Genomic DNA, 21,910 nt, shown 5'->3' on the forward strand with positions numbered 1-21,910 from the left:
AACACCTATGGTTAAGCGAGTTATCGCTTAACAAAAACACTTTATAAAAATTGTACAGAAAAGGGGTGCCTTTTCACAACATCCAAGTCTGTCTCCCTGTCAAAGAAAGGACGACCGCTCAAATGGTTCCACATCGCGTTGCGAACTGCACCAGCTGCCAGCCAGCAGTCTGGCAAACGGAGCTCGGCTATTGCCTGCAAAACACACCTCATCTCTTCATCTGATAAGAGGAGTGCTGCTAATTCTGTCGGTGTCATCAGTCTTTCTCCATGGTAGCACCTTCTTCTCCTAAAGGTGATTGTAGTGCCAATCATTATCTTCGTGATAAAAATAAAGCTCCGATACCTGATCATCCTCAAAAATCGGTAACATCTCTGCAAAACCATCTGCCAGCGAATGCTGCATCAGCTCTGAACGCTCTAGCCAGAAAACCTCTCCCTCATCAGACGAGCACAAGTCGCCTGAAAAGGTACTGGTCCTGTAAAGAAAGACAATATAGCGATACAACTCCTCGCTATGGGTCAACTGCTTGATCCCACAAAGTTGCAAATCCGAAACCGTCAATCCCGTTTCTTCAAAGACTTCACGGATAGCGGACGAAACAAAAGGCTCATTAGGATCGATTTTTCCCTCTTATGTCAAGTAACTGACACTATTTATTTGCTAGATTACACATTAATTATACCACAAAGCAACCTATCGAGAAAGAGACTTGATAGGATTCAAGTCTCTTCCTCAACTATTTATAGATAACTGTAAAAAATCCGAGGCAGTCAACAACTACTTTTTCAATGTGAGTGTTAACTATTTCTTTGGTCAACCTATTCTTAGTCGACAACTGAACCTTATTAGCTTCGTTCAGCTGTTCTTCTAAATTCTTAACAGTTTCGTCTATGTCCATTTTCTTAGCAATGTAATCTTTCCTGGTCACCAGGTTATCCTTGTAATCTTGGTAAAAGGATAGTTTTTGTTTCTTCAACCGTTCAATTTCTCTAAGCAATCTAGTCTTAGAAGTAATTTGACAGGGCTTAACCACCTCTTGTCCAAGCTTCTCCTTGATTGATTGCTCAATCCTATCTACTCGGCAGGACTTCATTTTTTCACCTTGTCCTTTACAATAACGACAGGAAAAATATTGGTAACCTTGATGATTGTAGTGCCCAATTAAAGAATGGTCACAGTGTTCACAACGAATCAGGCCTGTCAAAATACTAGGAATTTTAGGAGGCTGAAAGTGTTTTTTCTGAATAACCTTCTTAGCTTTTAATCGAGCAACTTGTTCAAATCGGTCTGGTGAAATAATCGCTTCGTGATTGTTCTCAATTCGCTCCCACTCTGATTCTGGTAGAGAAACATGCTTCCCCCTTATGTAGGTTCGAGTATTATAGAGATAAGTTCCCTTATAGGCTTCATTCTTCAAAATTTGAGCAACGTTTATAACGCTCCAAACATTCCTCTCTTGCTCTCTTGTTAATCGGAGTGACTTTTCGTAACGTGCCTGACTGATTTGCATTTTTCGTTCTGCTGGGGTAATGACTTGTTCTTCATTCAAGATTCGAGCAATCGTTTGGTAACTATTACCTTCAAGGTACAAGGTAAAAATACGTCTGACAATTGGTGCAACTGCCTCATCAATGATAATCTTGAATCGGTCTTCTGGATTCTTGATGTAGCCAAATGGTGGCAACCAACTCATGTTTTTTCCAGAGCGTTTCATGCTGTTCATCGCACTCTTAACCTTTTCAGAAACATCCTTGGCATAGAAATCATTGAGGAGGTTTCTAAACGGAACATCAATATCCAGTCCATTTTGTTCAGATGTCAAACTATCATATTGGTCATTTATAGCTATGAAGCGAACTCCGAGAAAAGGGAAAATATTTTCTAAATAATTCCCTAGTTCCAGATAATCACGCATAAAACGAGACAAATCCTTAACAATGATATGACGGATAATTCCCGACTTTACATCAGCCATTAAGCGTTGGAAAGCAGGTCGATTAAGACTTGTTCCTGAAAAACCATCGTCCACAAACTCCAAGCGTTCCCAATGATTAAAGTCTGATGACTGATCAAGGTACTGATTCAAAAGATAGCGTTGGTTGGTAATAGAGTTACTTTCGTCTGTCCCGTCCTCATCGACGGAAAGACGAAGGTATAAAGCCATTTTAGACATGGTCATCACCTCCCATCAGGCAGGTAAAAGTTACTGTCACAGACTTATCCACTTCAACATCTATCCGTTCTATCACTTCATTAAGCAGTTCTGCCGTTAAAACTGATTGATTTTGGCATTTAGCAAGATGTTTAACCCAACTGACCTGCTGACTGTGTTTCTCCTCAATTTTCATCGCTAAAGCCTCATAATGGGCTATTTCTGTTGAGAGGGTTTCAATTTTTGAGGTAATTGTCGCCTTTTGAGACAAATAAGTCTCTCGTTCCTGAGCCTCAAGGCGATAATTCAGATAAAGCTCGCCTTGCTCAGCTTGTAGACTAGCCAAGGTCCTTTGAAGATTTTTTGTTCTCTTTTGGCAGTCTCTAAGACATTCATCCCTCTTCATTTCTAATTTGGGCAATAAGTTGTTAACCGTGCCAAGCCGATTCATCTCTATCTGAATCAAGCTCAACACAATCTTATCTAAGGCTTGTTCACTGATATAGACAGTTTGTTTCTCTGAAGCTTCTGAACCATGAAGATAGTCCATAAAGTAATAGTAATCATACTCTGATTTGGAATTTGAGAAATGCTTACAGTACCTTCGCATTTGAGTTGATTGCCCCTTGACATAGATAAGCCCCTTATAACGATTAATAGTACGAGGTTGAGTCTGTTTTCTTATGGAACGACGTTCCCTGATTAGTTTTTGAAGGGTTTGATATTCTTCTTTAGTAATATAAGCTTCATGACAATCATCTACTTGAACATAATCTTTCTCAGTTAAGGTTTTATTATGCCGACGTTGAATGAGACTACCATAAAACGCAGGATTTTGAACAAGCCGCTGAAGGTTCGCACCTTGCCACTGTCGTGTATCATTCTCTGTTCTATACATTTCTCCTGTTTGGCGATAGGCCATTGGCGTAGCAACTTTCTCCTGATTAAGGTATTTTGTCACCTGATTGATAGATTGGCCAGCCATTAACTTTTCAAAGACATCTACCATAACAGATTGAACTATCGCATCAATGACTAAACGATTACCACCCTCTCTTCTTTCTAACTTATATCCATAGGGAGCAAAGCCAGCGATGAAATAACCTTGCTTTGCTTTCTGAATATGACTAGCGGTAACTTTCTTGGAAATGTCCTTTGAATAGAGGTCATTGACCAAATTCTTAATTTCCACCTCAAAGGATTTCTTTTCTTCTAGTACTTTGAGAGTGTCTAAGTTATCATTGATTGAAATAAACCGAACCCCCATAAAGGGAAACACCTTATCAATCAGTCGACCCATTTCAATGTAGTTTCGACCCAAGCGTGACAGGTCTCGAATGATAATACAGTTTATGACACCATTTTTAATGTCTTCCATCATGTCCTGATAGGCAGGTCGATTAAAGGTTTTACCAGAATACTCATAGTCAATATAGCACTTGGCTACAATTATCCCCTTTTCCTTGGCGAAGCTCCTAGCCAGACTTTCTTGCGTTTCTAAGGAGTGCGATTTGTTTCGCCAACTTTCTGTACGTTCATTCGACAAACGAATGTAAATGCCTGTCCGATAGGTTTGGAGGGATAACTCTTCCACCGTTTCTTTACGGTAGCGGTTCTTGGTACGTGCCATTAGACCACCTCCGTCACTTTTTGAGATAACTGTTGGAGGATTTCTAATTCTGCCATATTATGAAACACCAGGGTCAACTCCTGATTTTCGTGAACGACAATTCGGTCAAGTAAGGTAACTAGAGTGATACGATTGACTTCTTTGTTTTTTTGCATCTCACTCAACTGGTCTAGCCACTTTTTCTTATCCTGGAGTTTATCATACAAGGTTTGGGCTAACTCTCTCTTTTGAATGATAGTATCTTCAATTTTCTTTAACTTCTGGCGATAGCTTCGCTGAAACTCTCGGTATTCTGTATCATTGATTAGGCCATCGTCTAAATCTAAATACAAAGACTGGAGCAACTGTTCATACTTCTTTCGATTGGCAAACAGCGAAGTAAAGTCAACTTCCAAAAACTGTGCTTTATTCAAATAATCAGGAACAGTTTTAATTAAATAAGATTTCCAGTCAAGGTGTTGATAGATGAGCGTCGAAACCAAGTCAAGTAACATATCTTGCTTAATCGCATGGCGACTACAGCCTCGTCCGTTATTATAAGTGCTACAAATATACTGAACAGTCTCTTTGTCCTTGTAATGGAGTTTTCGCTGCAACAGCTGCGACTGACAATCACCACAGAACAATAACCCTGCAAAGAGGTCAGGTAACATCTTCCCATGTTTGACATCTCTAAGTAAGAGGTTATTAGCTACTTCAAAAGTGCTCTTGGAGATAATCCCCTCATGTGTATCATCAACCCGTACCCAATCTGCTGGATTCACAGCCACAGACTTTTGTGACTTGTAATTGATTTTGGTTTGCTTCCCCTGTTCCAAACTACCAGTATAGACACGATTTGTCAAAATACGATTGACCATTTTCGTATCCCACTTGTAGCGATGGCCATAAAAGCCTTTAATCTTTTCCTGACAGGCTTTTTTACGTTGCAACGGAGTTTCTATCCCTGCTTGGTTAAGAAAGCCTGCGATAGCGTTTGACGAATATCCCTCTAGTTTAAGAGCAAAGATTTTCTCAATAGTAGGGCGTACATTCTCATCAACCACTAGATGATTCCGTTGCTTGACATCTTTGCGATAGCCATAAGGGGCAAAAGCTCCAATAAACTCGCCCTTTTGTCGTTTAGCTTTTTGAGTGCTTCGAACTTTGGTTGAAATGTCTCGACAGTAGCTATCGTTAATTAGACTTTTAATCGGCATGACCAAGTGTGTTTCATTGGTATCAGCCGTCAGGCTATCATAGTGGTCATTGACAGAGATAAACCTAACTCCCATAGCAGGAAAAATTCGCTGGAGGTATTTTCCAGTTTCAATGTAATCCCGACCAAATCGTGACAAGTCTTTGACAATTATAGTATCAATGATCTTATCATTCACCATAGCCATCATACGATTAAAGTCAGGACGATTAAATGTTAATCCACTAATACCATCATCAACAAATTCTTCTAAAATGGTAAAATCATGATTTCTGGCATAGTCTCGCAGGAGCGAGCGTTGGTTGATGATGGAATTGCTTTCCACATTGTCCCCATCATCTCGTGATAGGCGTAAATAAATACAGGCTTGTGTCATGTTTATCTCCTTAATCAGTGTTTAGGTGCTTACCAATTAAGGACTGAGGTTCTACTATTCTATTTTACATAATTTATAAAGACTTGTCCGCTAAAAACTCAAATTTTTTCAAGCTGTCGCCCCAGCAAATCATCTAAAATGTCTGTAAGACTTATTGGTTGATCACTTACTTGTACCGTAATCTTATATCCCTCAATCACAATCTGCGGTAATTCCGCACCTGTTTGTATTTTTTCCATAAACGTTTTTTCCTTTACTTAAAATTTTGACCTCTGTAGGTAGAACCGGTTAAGTTCTTCATGGGAGTTTCACCCGCTGTCCTTTCTCGATGGCAGCCTGAACGTTCAGAAGTATCATTATCCTCATTTGTCTCATGGCAGATAGGTGACCAACCTATTTTATAGCCGATAAGTCTCGCTCATATCACAGCGTACCCAACTAAGTTGCTTTACAAATGATTAACGTCCAACTTTGGTCTATTCAGTTGTCAAAGAGCAATAACAGGAACTTTAGTTCCCCTTCACTATATAGAGTGAAAATGTGACAATTTTTACCACCTTACTCCAATAACTTTTTGAGATGCTTCAAAATTTTATCTCTCCGTCTAGCAACAGTTGTAATAGAAACTTTTGAGGACTGAGAAATTTCATTCAACGTTTTATCCTCGAAAAACAAGTTTTTAACAAGAGCAAACTCATCATCATTAAGGGTAAGCAAAGCATCATAAAGCAAATGAAAGATCTCCCTTGTTTCAAGTATCTTTTCAACATCCATTTTCTCATCAGCCATATAGCTTGTTAATTGTCCATCAACATAATCTGAAAATGGCCTAACATGATATTGGATTTCTAATCGATTGAGGTAATTTTCCCGATTTGTCAACCTCCAATACTCACGGTAAATTTCTTTGGTAACAGGAACTTTCAGGCCACCCACATAGATAAAATAATTCATCTTATTCCTCCTTATATAAATTTGATATAGGAGGAAATGGCGGTGAACGACTTTTCATAAGACACTCTCAATTTCTAGACTTCATTAATAAGAGTGAAAAAACACTAAAATTTCTCGCTGTTTTCACAAAAAAATTAAAATCGATAATGTTGAAAAGCCTGGGATAAAAATATTTTGAGTTTTCGAAATCACATACCATCATCACCTGTTGGAATAATAAAAGCAAAAAAGACGAACAAAGAAAGATTCTGTTTTCAGAAATTCTTCTTTGTTCATCTTAAATATTGGAGTTTAGATTTTTGTTCCAGCCTCGTGTTATGGCTAAAAAAGAATTCGATTCACTAGTATTCTCCTAAAAACTAATTACAGGTTTTTGAAAAGTACATCCTAAGTTCGTTCTTGCACTCAAAAGCATCGGGAAAATCCATTTTTATTCCAAGAAAATTTCAGACTCTTTAAACATCCTAGAGTAAGCAACATATCTGAGATGGCTTTCAAAGAACAATATGCCCATTTCGGAATAGAAAATACTGTTTAAATACTTTAAGATCTCTCCTCAAAAAGTAAGAAAAGTTCACTTTATCATGTTATTGAGCGACAAAAAGAGTCGTATCCAGTGCCCTGTCTCTATGACTATTTCTATTTTCCAAGAACTTCTTACTACATCTGGTTGAATAATCGGAAACCAATTATAAGTAATTCGAGACTCAGTTGTCACAGTTCATTACAGCTATTTGTTATCAGCTTCGAGGGTACTTACAGCTTTTCAGTAACCCTAAGACAGTCTTTCGTTAAAAGCAGTAACTAGGCCTAAGATCTTCTTTTAAAGAAGTATCCTCTTATACACAAAGGAAATAAATGAAAAGGCAAGACACGTCAACTAAAACGTGCTTGCCTAAACTTTTAAGTGGAACCCCTATCCAAAAATTAATAACAGTTATCAACTATGTTTGCCATTCTAATTCTGGGTAAGAGATATTACTATGATAATGACTCACGTGAAATATTCTCTGCTCAGTTTAATTTTGAATCCTTGAAACTCTATCCAGAAGAGGCTAGAGATCCCATTATAAAGTAAATTACGAAGTACATTGATTGGTACACGCTGGAAAATTATAAGAATTCGATTTATCATAATATGTGAATTAATCTAAATAATTATGGCCATCCTAATATGCGTTGCTCAATTAAACGACCTAATCTATAACCAGATACTGTACCGTTTGCAAAACCGAATATAGCTCCCGCAATACCACCAATCGCTGCACCTGAAACTGTGCCAATATAAGGAATAAACGATGCAGCTGCACTACCAGCGGCAGCTCCTTTTAATGCAAAGAAGATTGTTCCTGCAACAGCTCCACCTACAGCAAAGGAATCTGCAATCCAACCCTCGCCTTCAAGGTACATCACTTCTTCAAGTTCTAGTTCAACAAAATTATTTGGCAATATTAATTCCATGATTTTCTCCTTTTATTTTAGATTTCTATAATTTGGTTATGTATTTTTCAAATACTTCTTTTAATGATAATTTATGCTTTCTGCAAAGACGGAACATCATAATCGAACAAATAAGAGTTACTATAGCAGCTATTACAAGCAATAGAAACTGTAGAATCTCATATTTGTTTGGTAAAAAAGTAGTAAGTAGTGTAATAATTATAACTAGATTATAAAGTTTTAATACTTTATCAAAGTCTTTTCTTGCTTTATCCATCAAGATTACCTCCATCCCAATATACGTGTTTCTATTATCCTTCCAAAACTATAACCTGTCGGTAAGGAATCGCATTACTAAATGTAAAAGCGCCTAGTAATACCAATGTAAGCAATTTGTGAATTCCACTATGTTTATTCATGTTGCGAAACCCCTTTCTTTTTTCTCGCCCTCAGTTTAACATAAATATAATTATTTTTCAAGTATTTTTATGCTTTTGAGGCTTTTTTTATATATTATTACCTTGGATGATTTTATTTCTTTTGATTTTGCTTCTTTGAACTAAAATATTGTATAATGGAAGAAAACAAATCGGAGGTAATCTTGTTTTTATGAGTACATTGGCCGAAAAATTCAGATTAAAAAGAAAAGAACTAGGACTCTCCCAACAAACCCTGGCAGAAGGAATTTGTGAACAAAGCCAGATTAGTAAAATTGAGAGAGGACATTTCATACCTTCTGCTGACCTTTTGTTTAAACTCTCTCAACGACTTGAGGTCCCATTAGATTACTTTTTCAATGAACAAATTGAAGTAAAGTCTAGCCTCTCTAATTTCAAGCATTTATCTGCTCGCTTATTGGATGATAGAAATTATAACGATTTAGAATATCTTTATAAAATAGAAATAGAGCGAGGCCACTTTCTAACACTAGAAGATCGAGCTTACATTGAATGGGTTAAAGCTATTATTGACTTCTATCAATATAATCTGCAGTTTGAAGCCATCTCTCACTTGGAAAATATATTGTCCAAAATATCCACAACTACTCTGATTTACTTAAAAGTATTAAACACACTGTCTAATTTCTACTCCCTTGTTGGTCGTGAACAAGAATATGAAATAAACTATTCTCGTTTAGTGGAATTGTATCAGACAAAAAATCTAAATCATCAAGAGTTTTTATTTGGCTACATCAGGGTTCGTTATAACTACGCTCACTATTTAGTGTCTAAGGAAAAATATAGCGATGCCATCCAGGAAGCTCTTGAGACTATCGAACTCTGTAAAGAAAGACAGACAAGTTACCAACTGGCTCCCCTACTCATTCTCGTCGGAAACGCTGGAGCTCACTTTTTAGACAAAGAACAGGTCAAAAATTATTACATAGAAGCAAGAGAGTTATGCAAGATTTATAATAATCTTTTAATGCTGATGAAGATAGAAAATTATTTGAAGGAATTAGATACTGTTTAGTTTATCTTGATATTGGAGTTCTACTTAAGTGTTAAATAACCTGTAAGACTGATAGTTAGATTAGTACTATCAGTCTTATAATCTTTCCAGAGTACCTCAAGCAACTAGATTAATTTAGTTTCCTGTTCTAAATTGGCGATATTTTGATTCCTTGTGTTATCAAGTATGCTTACAAAATTCTCTAACCTCCTAACCTTATATTCGTAGTCATCTATCCATTTCGTCATGGAGTTTTGATTTTCTGCCATCTCCTTCTCCACCTCCTCCAGTTTAATAGCTGAAGTCAGATTCATCTTGCCATAGTCATACCTGGCTAGCCGTCTGTTTTCTGGGTCAGAGTTACTAAGATTGAGCAGGACTTCTGCTACTTTGTTGAGATGAGCAACCTTATCCTGCAACTCCGTGATGGTCAAATCCATCTGGGCGATGTCCTTTATTAACTCGTCTTTGACTTCCTGATAAGATTTGTTGTTGATGTCTAATTCAATAAGAAGATTGAGCTCTGCTATTTTCTCTTTGAGGCTGGTTATGGTCGGTCGTCTGCGTTTAGGGATATGCTTGCTGTCGTGAGTGAGTTGGCGGATTAACTCCCGTCCTCGCATGTAGCGGTTGAGGTCAGAGTTCTCTTTATTGTAGATGAAAAATTGAGCAGTCTCTCGGATAAAGACATGGTAGGACTTGCCCTGCTCGCTCTCATGAATGTCCAAGTTACGGTTTGGGATAAAGACCAAGCCGTCTTTTTTGATGCCGTAAGTCATCTTGATGAAGATACCGTCCTTGACCAACTTGTCAATCTGGTGGTCTGCTAAAACAACTTCAAACTCTTGAATCTTATCTCGTTTCTCCTTGAAATCCTTGTAGGCTGCCAAGAGTTCCTCACTAGGGAGTTTATCCTTATCCTGCTCTTCTTGGTAGGTTTCAAAGTCTGAGACCAGGTTAGTCAAGTCAGGGTCTGGCAGGACTTCTTTTTGGTCAAAATAACCCTCAAAAAACTGGACATCGTAGAGGTGTTTGGTGCTGACCTTTTTATTCTCAATGGAGATGGTTCGGCCCTCCTCGACCAAGGTAAAGGTCACATGTTTTTTCTTCGGAGAGATTTTCAGATTTAACTGCTCTGCTATTTCCAAAAGATGAGACAGGTCACGTGCTCTGGGCAAGAGAAAATCCAGTCGTTGCTCAATGGCTCGTTTGGCAAACTGCTCTCTAAAATAGTCCTCGGTGTAGGGCTGTCGCTTATCCAGCTGATGGCCGCGAATGACCTGCTTCATGTCTCGGTCGGTCATGAAAAATCTGGCGTGCTTGCGAGAGAAATCCACCTCCACGTGTAGAGCTGGAGCTTTGGCCATAAAGTCCTCAAAGCTCTTGCTGTTCTCCATGAGAAAATAGAGCCGCTGCTTGAGTTCAAACTTGTGATTAGTCTTTCGGTAAGTTTCAAACTTCTCATGCGAATAGCGATGGGGCGGAATAATCTTTGCACCTGCTTCCTTGGCCAAGCGGTCAGAAATCAGGCGAAGATTTCTCTCCTGGGCATAGTCCCATTTAAGCTTCTTGTCAGAATGTAGGTCAACAGAGTTTATCAGGATATGATTATGCACATGGTCTCTGTCTGTGTGGGTTGCGACGATGAAACGAAAGTTGCCCCCTGTCAGTTCCTTGATGGTCTCGTAGCCAATGCTGTTAATCTCTTCAGGTGTCAGATTATCTTCAGGAGAAAAGGACTGAATCAAGTGATGGGCGTGGATTTTGGTCTGCTTGATTTGCTGGCGGTCGTTCCTGGAATCATAGAGCCGATCATTGTTGGTCAAGTTGGCCTGATACATCTCCACCAACTCCTCATACGTGGGAAAGTTCAGGTAGTTGCTCATGCCAAAATCAGAGACCAGCTTCAGTTGCTTCGTCTTTTCTGGATTGAGAATGTACTTGATGAGGCTCTTGCGGTACTTGGTGCTATGCACCGCAAAATGTTTAGTGACGACCATAAAACTCCTTCAGCTGCTGGCACTTGATGTTAAAGTCCTTCTCCACTTCCTTTATGAGTTGGCCAATGCCTTGCACCAAAAATTCACGGTCGCTTGGTGTTAAAATCTGAGTCTGGTTGACGGTCCGTGCAATTTGATTGAGGTTGTTTCCGATACGTTTCAGTTCAAAGACCAGCTCTTCATAGTTACTGGTATCAATGATCAAGAAAGTCATGTTGGGATTGAGCAGAACCTTTCTGGCATAAGCAGAGAAATTTTTACAGTCACTCTGTCCGATACGGTCGTTCAAAGTTGCCAACTCCTGGTCTGTCAGAAAGACTTTTTTGAGGTTAGTGCGGTAGCGATTTTCCATATCTAGCCTCCCATGTACTTGTCACGAAAGTCTGGACTGAGTGGGATAGCCTTCTCGACTTCTGCCATCAACTCCTGCACACAGGTTAGAATAATTCGCAAGTGCTCTGCCGTGACCTGCTGGGTCTGTTCGGCCATGATAGTCACCTGTAAAATGTCTCGACTGATTTGTTCAATCTTCTGGGACTGCCAGAGGGTAAACCAGTCAGCTACCGACTGCCTCCCTTCGACTAAATCCATCAGCTTTTGACGAACAAAGGGTGAAAACTGGTCAGCGTGTTCTTTCTTCATTAGTTCCTGAATCCGCTCCAGTTCCTCTGGTGTCAGATTGATTTCCTTACGGATAATGCGATAGTGGTCTGTCATCTCGTTATACTCCTTCTCTACTTGCCTCTATCGGGTCAGCCCCGATACCGTATGGGATACGGGTGCTTCCTAAAAGCCTCAACGCTTCGCTTTTCGGCTTTTGCGAGCTCAGTTATTGTGTCCACAATAACCCAAAATCTAATCGCCAGCTGAACCAAAACCTTACAGGTTTGTCAGCCGACGATAAGAAACTATGGTGGCTTCGCCCCCAAACCCCCAATCAAAAATCAAGGGTTGATTTTCTAAACCTAGATAGAGTGTAACAAGACAGAGCTGGAAAAATTATCACAGGAAAAGAAAAAGAGCCAAATGGCTCTTGGAAAAGAATACTTATCCTTGTAACTCTCTTACATTTTTATAATCAATGTCAACTTGTGAATTTGAATTGACAAATTTATACCCCATAAATAGCGCATTGTAATCACTATAAGTTGATAAGATAATTTGATACTTATCAATAATGCCATGACGTAAAATCTCAATAAACGATAGTACATTCATTGCGTCCATATCTTGAATTGGATCATCTATCATTAAGAAATTCAAGTTATCGGACAACTTAAACATCGTATTTAATGACAGAGTAAACGCAAGTGATACAACAGCCAACTGCCCTGTACTTAGTTGATTCATGACATCATGATCATTATTCGGGTCAGATTTAAATCTAATAATTGCAGTCTTTTCATCACTACTATCCGTCGCTTTTCTATAGGTCAAGAAAATCCCCATGCCTTGCTGATAATTTTGTAACATTTTTGCAGAATAGATAAAGAATGGAATGCGTAGCTTTTTAACAATACTTATTTTGAACTGTTTCACTTCTTCTTTATATATAGTATTAATATGTTCTAATAGTTCCTTCGTTGTTCTCAATATTTCTATCTGACTTGATAAATCTTGGAACTGCTGATTTTGAATCAGTTTATACTGTTTATCTAGATAGAGTTTCTTCTCTTCTAAATCTTTAATACGAACATCCTCTAATACTGCCACTGTACTTTGAAAATATGTAGGAAATATATTTTCAGCATCTACTATCAGATTCTCGTTAATGGCATACTTTTCGTCAATTGCTAAGTGGATAGCCTTTTTTAATTCATGCAATCGACTCTCAATTATATCTATATTTATCTTCGAATATGAATTTGATTCTAATTGGTATGTTTCAAACTGCAATTCAGGAAATTCTACTCTTAAATCGCCCAGTTCTCTCTTCATATTTTCCAGATTGTTAATATCTAGTACTCTATAAACATCATCATCAACCACCAATTTAGATCGAAATTCTTGCAAGTTAAACCGGTACTGCTGGTTATAGCCATCAAATGCTAAACTCCCCAACTCATAAGATACCATAGTTGTGTATGACTGAATAAATGTTTTAAAAACTTCAACATTTTTAGAATATCTTTGATACGAACTGCGTAATTCTTGTAATTTATCTAATAACTTTTCATCTACATCCGTAGAAAAACTATTTATTTCATCAGTGATTTTCTGCTTCAGTTGCTGGATTGATTCATTCAGCCATAATTGAACTTCTTGTAACCGCTGACTATCTCTAGATGAAATTTCAGACAGATAAGTCCCGTAACTATCATAAGCCCTCTTTAAGTCATTGAAAGAAGCAAACTGTGTGTTACAAAATGGACATCCATTTTCATCAACATGATTATGTTGTCTTAGCTGATTAAATTTTTTACCTAGTTCTCTCCGTAACTGTTGTAAATCACTTAAGTTTTTGTCCGTTTGTCCAATACTTTCTCTTAGTGTCTGGTAACGTGTAAATTGAGATTTAAGTGATTCAAAATCATTTGAGAGGCGATCATTTTGAATATACTGAAAAGACTGTGCTGTCATTTGATTGATATCATTAGATAGAACGGCCCAGTATTGATTTAATTGTTGTCTGCGTCTATAATCACGACTTACAGACTCAAATGTTTGAAGATAATTTTCTAAAAGTACATATTCAAATAATATTGGATTCTCTAATGTATATTTTTCCCACTGCCATTGATAATTGGGTCTTTGAACAAGTGGAGATAAAATATAGAAACGTAAAGCATTATCAAGTATGCTGATGTCTTTCTTGCGCTTATCTCTTTCCAATTGTCGTTGATATTCAGGAATTGAAAAATTCTGCTTAAATTCAATAATATTCTGAACTATAGCTTTCAAATCTTCTAACTGATCGAGATTCTCTATAGAAAATGGACTCTCTGTATCAAATGGGAATACCTGATGATTGAACAATCTTTGATAAGGGATGTTAGCTAATTGTTGCTGAGTAAAGCTATTTTTTTCTTTTTCAAGATTACTTAATTTACTAGTAACTTCACTAGTGACTCTATCAATCTTTTCTGTTTTTTCATCTATCTTGTCAGTTTTTACCAAAAAAGATAGATGATTACTTCGTTGTTGCTCATTTTGTTTTAAGAAAAATGTCGTCTCTTCTTGCTGAATATAGTTAAATAGATTGAATATCTTAGCAATGTCATATTTCCCATTTATATTTAGAAATTTATCAATTGTATCTTGATTTATGGTAGATAACTTCACATTATCTACGTTTTTAAAATTTTCATCCGTTGTTTCATCTTGGCGGAATAACTCAAATTGACTAATAGACTTTTTTGGAGCAAATACTTTTCCACTAGCAAGCTTAGTATTAGTCAACTGTCTAACAACAACTAACTGTTCACCATTTCTTTTTTTCAACCATAATTTTATACAAACTGATTCATTTTTATCATTTTGAAAAAAAGGTTTATTATATGCAATATTTTCTCCTGTTACTTTATTTACTCGAGAAATATTGCCTGTCAAACCTAACTCTACTGCATCAAAAATAGTTGTCTTTCCAAAACCATTCGGTCCAACTAAAAAAGTGATCTGGTCGCTAAAATCAATAACCGTTTCATGTCTAAAATTCTTAAAATTATAAAGTAAAATCTTCTTTATTTTCACAAACTAAATCCTCCAAAATGTGTCGCAAACCATCTATTATGGTAGTATCTTCAAGTTGTGAACCGATATTATCATCATGAAACAACTCTAAAATCTCATCCACCTGCTTCTCTTTTTTTACTAGCCCTAAAGAGTGGATTCGTGATTTAATTTTATCATCAATTATTTCAAAGTGGTCTCCTGAATGAGGCAGAGAAATAAATGGTAGCTTAATAATCAATTGCATGGCAATAAAGTAAGTATCATCAAAAAACATATTTCTTTCAAATTTATCAAATAAATTTTCTCCGCCTGAATCTCCCTCATTGTTCTGAATATAATCCAATAAATATTGAACAGATGGTTCAAGTTTTTCAAGACCTTCCTCAGTATAGAAAATAACATACTTCCTAAAATAGTACTCATCTTCTTCAATAGTCACTGTTGTGTTTAAAAACTGATTATAAAATCCATGCATATCATTCACTTTAACTAAAACAAATAGGGAAGTGTTCTTTTGGATTTTATCGTCTTTTAATTCTTGAAACTTTGAAATCAAATCATCCAGACTATCGCTATTAAAAAATTTTTCAAATTCTTTGACTTCAAAATTTTGGATAAGAAAAAATTCATATCCATTGCCAAACAACTTCAATTTGGTATTTTCAATCAAATTGTATCCGCTAGAATCCATAATACTAGCTAAAAAATTATTCATTTTTCTCTCCTCTTAATTTCTCGACCGTATTCTCAATATCAATAAATTCAAGATAATTTGAAAATAGATTATCCTGCATGGAAGGTTGTTGTCCATATGGTGATATAATATCCACATTTTGTAGGTCGTGTTCAAGTAATGGCGAGTTTATTCTCCCATTTACAAGATAATCTACTTCAAAACTTGCTTTTAGAAACCCCCTATTATTTCTAATAGTTTGAATAAGGTTACCCACTTCTCCCTTTTTATACTTTTTGTTGATTAAACTTAATCTGTAACTTGATTTCGTTGAATTATAACGTAGCTCATAAATATTAAAAAATTTCTGATTGATTTCTTTATAAAATTCATAAAATATTTCTTCAAAAACGTCTTCATCAAGTAATGAATCTAGCAACTGTTCTTCTTTCAAAGCATTTATGCTCTTGTGCGGATGTAAGTCGATTATAAAAGATTTAAATTGCTCGGGTGATAAGTTTAAAATTTCATTAAATAAATACGAATCAATATTTTCATCAAAATTTTTATTCCAATAGATTTCAAATAGTCTTTTTAATCTTCGAATTGACTGTTTTTCGCGTTTTTCGGTAGAAGTAACAATCTTATAAATCTCTGAAAATAAAATTACTGGATTTGATCCTCCTCCAGCTTCATGCGCCTCTCTTATTTTTGCACACAGTAAATCCTTCAATTCAAATAAAGTTTCACTAATATGGTCATCATCATCTTTAAGGCTATGACTGCATTCCATAAGAATACTTTTTATTTCTATCTTACAAAAATTATCTATTTTAGATTCACTAACATTAGTCAATTCACAGTACTGGTTACCATCAGGATATTGATACAGTTTTACATTACGAAACTGTATCTGTGGTGTCTTACCTTTTTGCTTATCTTTATACTCTTCAAATCCATCAATTCTACAAATTGTATGCAAATACATTGAATTTTCATCAACACCTTGATTATTAAAATTTACCAATACATCCCTGTAAGAACTAGGAACTTTTCCACTTGTTTTCGCCTTTACTTGATGCCTTGAAATAACTATCTTATTTTGAACGATATCTACATCTTCACCATCCTTTTTTTCAAATTCTATAGAGTAGCCATTATAATCTTCGCCTTTTTGAAGTAGCTCACGCAGTTCCTTCAGAGCTAAAAAAATACCAACCTGTCCTTGATGATTATAGCCGCTCCAACTAGATGTCGCATTATTCTTTCCACCTGCCACTTTCAACAATCTCCTCTAAATTCTTAACTCCCTCAACCGCTCTTGCCCCACCCTCAGCATCTCTTCCTCCACCTTGCTCCACTTTCCGAAGAGACATTCTTGTAGCACTTCTGCTGCTGAACCTTCATCTGTTTCAGAATCATAGACACAGGTTCTATCCCTCTGATATATTTGAATCTGGTCAAAGAGTTTACTAGTCTCTAATTCTCGTAAGTTATCAACTAGACGCTCTACAATACCATCGTGATGCTTTTTAGGGGTTGCTCTAGCTTGGCTTGGATTCACCGCATAGACTTCCTCGTAACGAATTAAGGTGCTGAGATAGGACAATTCAGGCTTAGTTGCTATCAATGCTAGTGAGACTTGATATCCCCTTGATTTCAATAGCTGTGCTGTTTTTCGTGGGACTTCTGTCGTTCTCAAAGTTCCTTCAATTAACAAATGATAGCCTTGTTTGCTCAATTCTTTTACTAGGTGTTCAACCATTTTCCCTGCAAAAACTTTAGTGTAATCAACACTATCTTTACCATATTTTTCTTGTAAAGCAAGGTAATTGGGGTGAAAAGAACGATAGCTATCTCCATCGATAATGATGATATTACCTTGAAATTCTTTCTGCTTGATACGGTGTATCGTTGTTTTACCTGCTCCGCTTTGCCCACCAAGCAAAATTGCTATTGGATTAACTGATGTCGTTTTACCACGAGTTAATGAGCGAACAATCCGTTTTAAGGCTAAGTCAAAATCATCTTGGCCAAATTTTTCTAACCGCATTAAGCCACCACCTGATGACGAGCAAGATCCAACATACGCTCAATACCATCCAAATAACCATTGTAGCGCTCTACTTCATCAAACGTGTTAACCAGGTAAATCCTAGTATTGATAAGATCCGACAAGTCATCACTCATCAAAATCCAAGGATTAGTCTCATCGTCAAAAGCTATTCCTTGACTATCTTGATAGCTATATAGTTGGGATAAAATCGCTGCTCCACGCTCTTTAATAACTTCTATTTTTAGCGTCAATTGATAATCTTCTACTGGAGTTAACATCTTTTCTTCTCCTACAATATCCAAATAAGAGACATTAAATTGATGACAAATGCGATCAATCAGTTCAGTTGATACAGAGCTAATACCGTTCTCGTAACGGCTCAGGCTATTACGGGAAATACCGATCTTCTCCGCAAATTCTGATTGAGATAATTGTTGCTCTTGGCGGAGTGCCTTAATATTTGCTTGAATCATGGGTAACCTCATTTCTATTTTCAACTCTATTATAGCACAAACGCAAAGAACTTGCACCATTTTTGGTGCAAGTTCTATTTCTTACTCTGCTTAAACTGCTCTATCCGATTTTCCAACTCTTCTGTCTTTAACCTTGCTCTGGATGTCTCAATACGGTCATCTAAACTCTCTTCCTGAACAACAAGGCTCGTTGGTTCAGGATAACTTGCTGGCGCTTCTTGCTCCTCTTGGCTAAAAACTAAATTGATTAACTTTTCAACCTTGTCTAACTCTGTATCCGTCATGGCTGATAAGGTATGAATCAAAGACTTGAAACGGTCTGATGATGGTGAAACGTTCTTCTCTTTAGGTTTGAATAGATCTCTTAACATGCTGCTCCTTTCGCAAAAAACAGAGAGTGGGACAAAAATCGGTAACTCGTAGGGTTCGATTTTGTCGTCCCACCTCCGCACAGTTGAGTAGGGCTATAAAAGCTGATGCAATCAGCGTATTAGAGTCCACTCAACCACTGCGTCTTGCAAGTTATACGTTGTCAAACGTTGAAAATGGTGACTTTTTTTGTCTTAGATTCGCTTAGACAAGTGTATCCATCGCCTTTAGAATGGCGGTGATGGTTTTAATGGTGTTACCTTTCTCGTTCACCAATCCCTGCAAACGGTCAAGCTCCAACTGGTAGTTGCTCATGTCTGCTTCATGACTGGTGAGCTGTTTCTGAAGGTGCTCCTTGTAAAGCGTGGTTGGGTCTTTGTCCAAAGTAGGGCTGGGAAGTGCTACTACTGCTGGTGACATTTCGGTATTTTCCTGCGAGGCTTGCTGCTTGTCACCAGCCTTTAGCTTCTGGAATTCTGCCTGATAATCAATACTTTCTGTCGTTGACCCTGCTTCACCCTTACCAAAAAGTGCCGCAATCTTAGCGCGTTCTTGGTCAGGTGTCGTTGGTGTTGCTTGGTCTAGTGAACCATCATAGCTCCAATCTGTTTGTGTCGTCATTCTGTTCTCCTTGTGTCATTAGGTTCTTGTGGGGTATGTGGTTTGGACAGTTTTCCAAAAGCTCGCTCTAAAGCCTCGTCAAAGCGCATATGACTGCTAGCTTGACAAGTGACAAAGGTCGAGTACATGGCTTCCTGGAGTTGATCCTGATAGATTTTGAGGCGCTCTTCCTCCTTGGCCACTTTCTCAGCCTGTTTGCTGACTTTTTCTTCTAGGCGAGCCACTTGGCTCAAACTCATAGGCATTCCTCCTTCTTTGGGTTTGGGTCTAGCTTATCAGAGGACAGTTGATTTTTTCATCACAAGTCAAGAGCGGGAGTTCTAGGAGAATAGACAGCCTGAGAACGCTTCTCATGAAACTGACAGAGCCAATCGTCCAAACTAGGTTCCAGCTTTCGCCTGATTAACTCCTCATTCCAATCAGCTTTGCTATTCAATACATCTAACGGTGGTAAATCCTGCTCAAGGGGAAATCCCTCCTCTATTAGCTTGTCAATAAAGTCTCGTCCTGCCTTATCATGATCGACAGCCAAGGTAATCAACTGCTCATGGGTCTGAAAATGAGTGGTGCTTCGTAAAATCATATCCAAATAGTTTGTTAGTCTTCCCTTGTCCAACTCATCAAGAAAGCTAAAATCTCCCTTTTCCTCCGAAGCTAGACGGATCACATGATAGGCAATAACGCTTTTCTTTAATCCTTCCATCGATACCAGACGGACATCCGATAGCTCTTCCTTATGGCATTCATAATAACTCATCAAATCAATGGCAGATTCCGCAAAGACAAGTCGCTTGGGTTTACCTATAGTCAAACTAATCCCTGCATAACCATGAGATCCTTTCATGATTTTCTTGAGCCGTCCTCGGTCATATCGGTCTGGGTGTTCTTCAATCCCCTGAAGGCTAGCTCCCACCAATCGCCCATGATGGTCCTTACTCTTAAACACAACCACAGGCTCGGTATGGTTGTCGCTCTGCCATTTCCCTTGGGCAAGAAGTCCTTGCCGGCCAAAGGTGTTAATGGTCTCATCAGATAAGTGACGGATGGTCTTGAGATAGGTGCGAGCAGAACCAAAGTCCTTACTTTCAGGAAGATAATAACGAAACGGTTCCAGTTTGAACACCTGCACCTCCTGCTCTGGAAAATCTCCCTTGTCCAAAAAGTGAATGGCTTCCTTGAAACTAACTCCTGCCATCAGCTGCACAAAGTCTATGACATCGCCCTGAATATCCCGCGAAAACCATTTGAAGGTATTGGTGTTGGTAAAAATCTTGAAAGAATCGTGTTCCACCTGCTCATAAAGGGTGTTGGATAAGCGTTTCAAAGGGATACCCAAGGCCCCTGCCACGTCAACGATGGGCTTCTTCTTAATCATCTCTAATGCAATCATCTCATTCTCCTATATGAAAATAAGCAGAAGGCCAGCCTTCTGCTTAGGGTGTTGTGGTTGAAACTGGCAATTCAGGAATCGCTTCTGGCTCTGGTGTCGTCTTTTGTGCTTGAGTAAGAGCTTCTGATAAATCTGTCGAATAGGTTTGAAGATGGTTGACCAAGAGCTTATCTCCCAGTTTAGTGTAGGTCAAGCGTAAGAGGCGTTTCTCCACTTGATTGGTCTGAGCCTTGTCTTTTTGTTCCAAGTCTGGAACGTAGGTCACTGTATAAGACACCTCGGCTAAGACCTCATTTGAAGCATGATTGAGGTAAATATCAGCCTCCTGATACTGATAGTCCAAGATATAGTCCTTGTAGACCTCCTGGAGGGTGTCTTCTTGGCGAGTCAATTCTTCACTGTAGGCTGAATCCGTCAAATAAGGCTTGATACGCTTGTTATTTTCGCCAAGTTGTTTCTTGGTGAAGTAGTGACGGAGAAACGCCTCAACGCTCTCTTGAGATAGCTGACTGGCTTTCTCTTTTTTTGTCTGTTCATCTTGTAGTTTCTTAGCCTCCTGCTTGATAGCCGCCCTGGTCTCATTGGTCACACTTTGCTTACCTAAGCTATAGCCCATAGTCGAGACAAAGGCTAGTAAAGCAAGACTGGCCACACTCACTAGGACAATCTGCTTGGTTTTATCAATCATCTATTTTTCCTCTTTTCTATAGTGATAGACCAAGCATACCATGAGGAGATTGGGGATTTTATCACAGAAAAAAGGACACCCGAAGGTGTCCAAATGTGGGGTTAAGCGAGGCGTTTTGTAAATCGTTTGCTTATTTTTTTAACCAATAATCCAGCCAATAAGACATTTATCCCGACAAAAAAGGTCGGAAAACTGAGCCAGCCATTGGTCTGAAAATCTCTGACAAAGAGGTCTGTTTCAGTAAACAACAGGTAAAGACCATAAACCTCCATAAAGGCTAGAAAGAGACCTCCTCCAATGAGCAATAAACCTGTCGCCGCCAGAAACAAGCGGTAAAGCAGGAGAAGAATCCCTCCAATAGCGATGAGAATGAGAATAATTTGCCCTAACTCTTCAAACATCTGTTGCCTCCCCTAACTGTTTGCGGTAGTAAGTCGCCTTAGTGTTGTCCAGCTCCTCTAACCGTTCAACCAAGTCCAAATACTCTACCCGTGTCCCCTCATCGAGGTCTGGGAAGAAGGTCTCTCGGTTGGTCATGATAACCTCTAATTGGCCAGTCAACTCACGGATGGAAAAACTCACATCACCTGTGGCTGTCTCGTATTGGTCTTTCAAGTCACGATAAGCCTCGTACTGATCAGGAGTGCTAAAACCCTCACTCAAAAGGTTATCTAGTTGGTGTTTCATGTTTTCAAATTGGTCTGTCATCATGTCTCTCCTTTTCTTCTGTTACCATTAGTTTACCGCGTTCCATTCCTTTTGT

Annotated in this window: 26 protein-coding genes; 1 reads left to right on the forward strand and 25 read right to left on the reverse strand. The window is 38.1% G+C overall.

Going from position 1 to position 21,910, the window contains the following annotated elements; translation table 11 throughout:
* Positions 1-41 precede the first annotated feature (41 nt).
* The 10 genes from ACERC8_RS00005 to ACERC8_RS00050 all read right to left on the reverse strand — a co-directional run bounded on the left by ACERC8_RS00005 (position 42) and on the right by ACERC8_RS00050 (position 8,172).
* The gene (locus ACERC8_RS00005) at positions 42-257 is read right to left on the reverse strand and encodes a nucleotidyltransferase family protein (RefSeq protein ID WP_373657844.1); all 216 of its coding nucleotides are present in this window, start codon (positions 255-257) and stop codon (positions 42-44) included.
* 31 nt (positions 258-288) lie between these two features.
* A complete protein-coding gene (locus tag ACERC8_RS00010) occupies positions 289-624 on the reverse strand; it encodes an 8-oxo-dGTP diphosphatase (protein ID WP_373657930.1) in 336 nt (111 codons plus the stop codon).
* A gap of 115 nt (positions 625-739) precedes the next feature.
* A complete protein-coding gene (locus tag ACERC8_RS00015) occupies positions 740-2,182 on the reverse strand; it encodes a recombinase family protein (RefSeq protein WP_373657845.1) in 1,443 nt (480 codons plus the stop codon).
* Entirely contained in the window at positions 2,169-3,785 is a 1,617-nt protein-coding gene (locus tag ACERC8_RS00020) for a recombinase family protein (RefSeq protein WP_373657846.1), read from the reverse strand. Before ACERC8_RS00020 ends, ACERC8_RS00015 begins: the two co-directional genes overlap by 14 nt.
* Positions 3,785-5,359 (reverse strand): recombinase family protein, encoded by a 1,575-nt coding sequence (locus ACERC8_RS00025; protein WP_373657847.1) that lies wholly within the window; start codon positions 5,357-5,359, stop codon positions 3,785-3,787. The genes ACERC8_RS00020 and ACERC8_RS00025 overlap by 1 nt, the downstream gene beginning before the upstream one ends.
* A 98-nt stretch (positions 5,360-5,457) precedes the next feature.
* The gene (locus ACERC8_RS00030) at positions 5,458-5,598 is read right to left on the reverse strand and encodes a hypothetical protein (RefSeq protein ID WP_373657848.1); all 141 of its coding nucleotides are present in this window, start codon (positions 5,596-5,598) and stop codon (positions 5,458-5,460) included.
* A gap of 319 nt (positions 5,599-5,917) precedes the next feature.
* A complete protein-coding gene (locus ACERC8_RS00035; protein WP_373657849.1) occupies positions 5,918-6,313 on the reverse strand; it encodes a sigma-70 family RNA polymerase sigma factor in 396 nt (131 codons plus the stop codon).
* A 1,158-nt stretch (positions 6,314-7,471) separates the two neighbouring features.
* Positions 7,472-7,774, reverse strand: coding sequence for a hypothetical protein (locus ACERC8_RS00040; protein ID WP_373657850.1), 303 nt, complete (start codon positions 7,772-7,774; stop codon positions 7,472-7,474).
* 25 nt (positions 7,775-7,799) lie between these two features.
* The gene (locus ACERC8_RS00045; protein ID WP_373657851.1) at positions 7,800-8,030 is read right to left on the reverse strand and encodes a hypothetical protein; all 231 of its coding nucleotides are present in this window, start codon (positions 8,028-8,030) and stop codon (positions 7,800-7,802) included.
* 34 nt (positions 8,031-8,064) lie between these two features.
* A complete protein-coding gene (locus ACERC8_RS00050; RefSeq protein ID WP_373657852.1) occupies positions 8,065-8,172 on the reverse strand; it encodes a PhrA family quorum-sensing system peptide in 108 nt (35 codons plus the stop codon).
* Positions 8,173-8,362: 190 nt separating this feature from the next.
* Here ACERC8_RS00050 and ACERC8_RS00055 point away from each other — a divergent pair, with 190 nt between their 5' ends.
* A complete protein-coding gene (locus ACERC8_RS00055) occupies positions 8,363-9,226 on the forward strand; it encodes a helix-turn-helix domain-containing protein (protein ID WP_373657853.1) in 864 nt (287 codons plus the stop codon).
* A 104-nt stretch (positions 9,227-9,330) separates the two neighbouring features.
* On the opposite strand, the gene ACERC8_RS00060 is transcribed toward ACERC8_RS00055, so the two are convergent.
* The 15 genes from ACERC8_RS00060 to ACERC8_RS00130 form a co-directional block, all read right to left on the reverse strand.
* Positions 9,331-11,205 carry an SAG1250 family conjugative relaxase gene (locus ACERC8_RS00060; RefSeq protein ID WP_373657854.1) on the reverse strand — a complete coding sequence of 625 codons (1,875 nt, stop codon included), beginning with the start codon at positions 11,203-11,205 and terminating at the stop codon, positions 9,331-9,333.
* A complete protein-coding gene (gene mobC / locus ACERC8_RS00065) occupies positions 11,192-11,557 on the reverse strand; it encodes a plasmid mobilization relaxosome protein MobC (protein WP_373657855.1) in 366 nt (121 codons plus the stop codon). The genes ACERC8_RS00060 and mobC overlap by 14 nt, the downstream gene beginning before the upstream one ends.
* A gap of 2 nt (positions 11,558-11,559) precedes the next feature.
* Entirely contained in the window at positions 11,560-11,922 is a 363-nt protein-coding gene (locus ACERC8_RS00070) for an SAG1252 family conjugative relaxosome accessory protein (protein WP_373657856.1), read from the reverse strand.
* 330 nt (positions 11,923-12,252) lie between these two features.
* The gene (locus ACERC8_RS00075; protein ID WP_373657857.1) at positions 12,253-14,895 is read right to left on the reverse strand and encodes an AAA family ATPase; all 2,643 of its coding nucleotides are present in this window, start codon (positions 14,893-14,895) and stop codon (positions 12,253-12,255) included.
* The gene (locus ACERC8_RS00080) at positions 14,867-15,592 is read right to left on the reverse strand and encodes an ABC-three component system middle component 1 (RefSeq protein ID WP_373657858.1); all 726 of its coding nucleotides are present in this window, start codon (positions 15,590-15,592) and stop codon (positions 14,867-14,869) included. The genes ACERC8_RS00075 and ACERC8_RS00080 overlap by 29 nt, the downstream gene beginning before the upstream one ends.
* A complete protein-coding gene (locus ACERC8_RS00085) occupies positions 15,585-16,829 on the reverse strand; it encodes an ABC-three component system protein (protein ID WP_373657859.1) in 1,245 nt (414 codons plus the stop codon). Before ACERC8_RS00085 ends, ACERC8_RS00080 begins: the two co-directional genes overlap by 8 nt.
* A gap of 15 nt (positions 16,830-16,844) precedes the next feature.
* Positions 16,845-17,603: a type II toxin-antitoxin system toxin PezT gene (pezT, locus tag ACERC8_RS00090; protein ID WP_373657860.1), complete on the reverse strand. Its 759-nt coding sequence runs from the start codon at positions 17,601-17,603 to the stop codon at positions 16,845-16,847.
* The gene (pezA, locus tag ACERC8_RS00095; RefSeq protein ID WP_373657861.1) at positions 17,603-18,079 is read right to left on the reverse strand and encodes a type II toxin-antitoxin system antitoxin PezA; all 477 of its coding nucleotides are present in this window, start codon (positions 18,077-18,079) and stop codon (positions 17,603-17,605) included. Before pezA ends, pezT begins: the two co-directional genes overlap by 1 nt.
* Before the next feature lie 74 nt (positions 18,080-18,153).
* Positions 18,154-18,450: a hypothetical protein gene (locus tag ACERC8_RS00100; protein ID WP_373657862.1), complete on the reverse strand. Its 297-nt coding sequence runs from the start codon at positions 18,448-18,450 to the stop codon at positions 18,154-18,156.
* A gap of 202 nt (positions 18,451-18,652) precedes the next feature.
* On the reverse strand, positions 18,653-19,069 hold the full coding sequence (locus tag ACERC8_RS00105) for a DUF5945 family protein (RefSeq protein ID WP_373657863.1): 417 nt from the start codon (positions 19,067-19,069) through the stop codon (positions 18,653-18,655).
* Complete coding sequence (locus tag ACERC8_RS00110) at positions 19,066-19,302, reverse strand: DUF5965 family protein (protein ID WP_373657931.1); 237 nt, start codon at positions 19,300-19,302, stop codon at positions 19,066-19,068. The genes ACERC8_RS00105 and ACERC8_RS00110 overlap by 4 nt, the downstream gene beginning before the upstream one ends.
* Before the next feature lie 65 nt (positions 19,303-19,367).
* On the reverse strand, positions 19,368-20,459 hold the full coding sequence (locus ACERC8_RS00115; RefSeq protein ID WP_373657865.1) for a DNA primase: 1,092 nt from the start codon (positions 20,457-20,459) through the stop codon (positions 19,368-19,370).
* Between the two features lie 43 nt (positions 20,460-20,502).
* Entirely contained in the window at positions 20,503-21,147 is a 645-nt protein-coding gene (locus ACERC8_RS00120) for a hypothetical protein (protein ID WP_373657866.1), read from the reverse strand.
* A gap of 101 nt (positions 21,148-21,248) precedes the next feature.
* Positions 21,249-21,548, reverse strand: coding sequence for a DUF5966 family protein (locus ACERC8_RS00125; RefSeq protein ID WP_146565826.1), 300 nt, complete (start codon positions 21,546-21,548; stop codon positions 21,249-21,251).
* On the reverse strand, positions 21,541-21,855 hold the full coding sequence (locus ACERC8_RS00130) for a DUF5962 family protein (RefSeq protein ID WP_373657867.1): 315 nt from the start codon (positions 21,853-21,855) through the stop codon (positions 21,541-21,543). The genes ACERC8_RS00125 and ACERC8_RS00130 overlap by 8 nt, the downstream gene beginning before the upstream one ends.
* Positions 21,856-21,910 lie beyond the last annotated feature (55 nt).

Source organism: Streptococcus sp. E29BA (assembly GCF_041807805.1).
In the GTDB taxonomy this organism is placed as follows: Bacteria; Bacillota; Bacilli; order Lactobacillales; family Streptococcaceae; genus Streptococcus; species Streptococcus entericus.

Bases quoted from the DNA above. Each gene is read 5' to 3' on its own strand.
- ACERC8_RS00115 (WP_373657865.1), bottom strand. From the start codon at position 20,459: ATGATTGCATTAGAGATGATTAAGAAGAAGCCCATCGTTGACGTGGCA.
- ACERC8_RS00035 (WP_373657849.1), bottom strand. From the start codon at position 6,313: ATGAATTATTTTATCTATGTGGGTGGCCTGAAAGTTCCTGTTACCAAA.
- ACERC8_RS00080 (WP_373657858.1), bottom strand. From the start codon at position 15,592: ATGAATAATTTTTTAGCTAGTATTATGGATTCTAGCGGATACAATTTG.
- ACERC8_RS00105 (WP_373657863.1), bottom strand. From the start codon at position 19,069: ATGACGACACAAACAGATTGGAGCTATGATGGTTCACTAGACCAAGCA.
- ACERC8_RS00015 (WP_373657845.1), bottom strand. From the start codon at position 2,182: ATGACCATGTCTAAAATGGCTTTATACCTTCGTCTTTCCGTCGATGAG.
- ACERC8_RS00020 (WP_373657846.1), bottom strand. From the start codon at position 3,785: ATGGCACGTACCAAGAACCGCTACCGTAAAGAAACGGTGGAAGAGTTA.
- mobC (WP_373657855.1), bottom strand. From the start codon at position 11,557: ATGGAAAATCGCTACCGCACTAACCTCAAAAAAGTCTTTCTGACAGAC.
- ACERC8_RS00120 (WP_373657866.1), bottom strand. From the start codon at position 21,147: ATGATTGATAAAACCAAGCAGATTGTCCTAGTGAGTGTGGCCAGTCTT.
- ACERC8_RS00025 (WP_373657847.1), bottom strand. From the start codon at position 5,359: ATGACACAAGCCTGTATTTATTTACGCCTATCACGAGATGATGGGGAC.
- ACERC8_RS00070 (WP_373657856.1), bottom strand. From the start codon at position 11,922: ATGACAGACCACTATCGCATTATCCGTAAGGAAATCAATCTGACACCA.
- ACERC8_RS00005 (WP_373657844.1), bottom strand. From the start codon at position 257: ATGACACCGACAGAATTAGCAGCACTCCTCTTATCAGATGAAGAGATG.
- ACERC8_RS00045 (WP_373657851.1), bottom strand. From the start codon at position 8,030: ATGGATAAAGCAAGAAAAGACTTTGATAAAGTATTAAAACTTTATAAT.
- pezT (WP_373657860.1), bottom strand. From the start codon at position 17,603: ATGCGGTTAGAAAAATTTGGCCAAGATGATTTTGACTTAGCCTTAAAA.
- ACERC8_RS00100 (WP_373657862.1), bottom strand. From the start codon at position 18,450: ATGTTAAGAGATCTATTCAAACCTAAAGAGAAGAACGTTTCACCATCA.
- ACERC8_RS00055 (WP_373657853.1), top strand. From the start codon at position 8,363: ATGAGTACATTGGCCGAAAAATTCAGATTAAAAAGAAAAGAACTAGGA.
- ACERC8_RS00050 (WP_373657852.1), bottom strand. From the start codon at position 8,172: ATGAATAAACATAGTGGAATTCACAAATTGCTTACATTGGTATTACTA.
- ACERC8_RS00030 (WP_373657848.1), bottom strand. From the start codon at position 5,598: ATGGAAAAAATACAAACAGGTGCGGAATTACCGCAGATTGTGATTGAG.
- ACERC8_RS00125 (WP_146565826.1), bottom strand. From the start codon at position 21,548: ATGTTTGAAGAGTTAGGGCAAATTATTCTCATTCTCATCGCTATTGGA.
- pezA (WP_373657861.1), bottom strand. From the start codon at position 18,079: ATGATTCAAGCAAATATTAAGGCACTCCGCCAAGAGCAACAATTATCT.
- ACERC8_RS00130 (WP_373657867.1), bottom strand. From the start codon at position 21,855: ATGACAGACCAATTTGAAAACATGAAACACCAACTAGATAACCTTTTG.
- ACERC8_RS00060 (WP_373657854.1), bottom strand. From the start codon at position 11,205: ATGGTCGTCACTAAACATTTTGCGGTGCATAGCACCAAGTACCGCAAG.
- ACERC8_RS00040 (WP_373657850.1), bottom strand. From the start codon at position 7,774: ATGGAATTAATATTGCCAAATAATTTTGTTGAACTAGAACTTGAAGAA.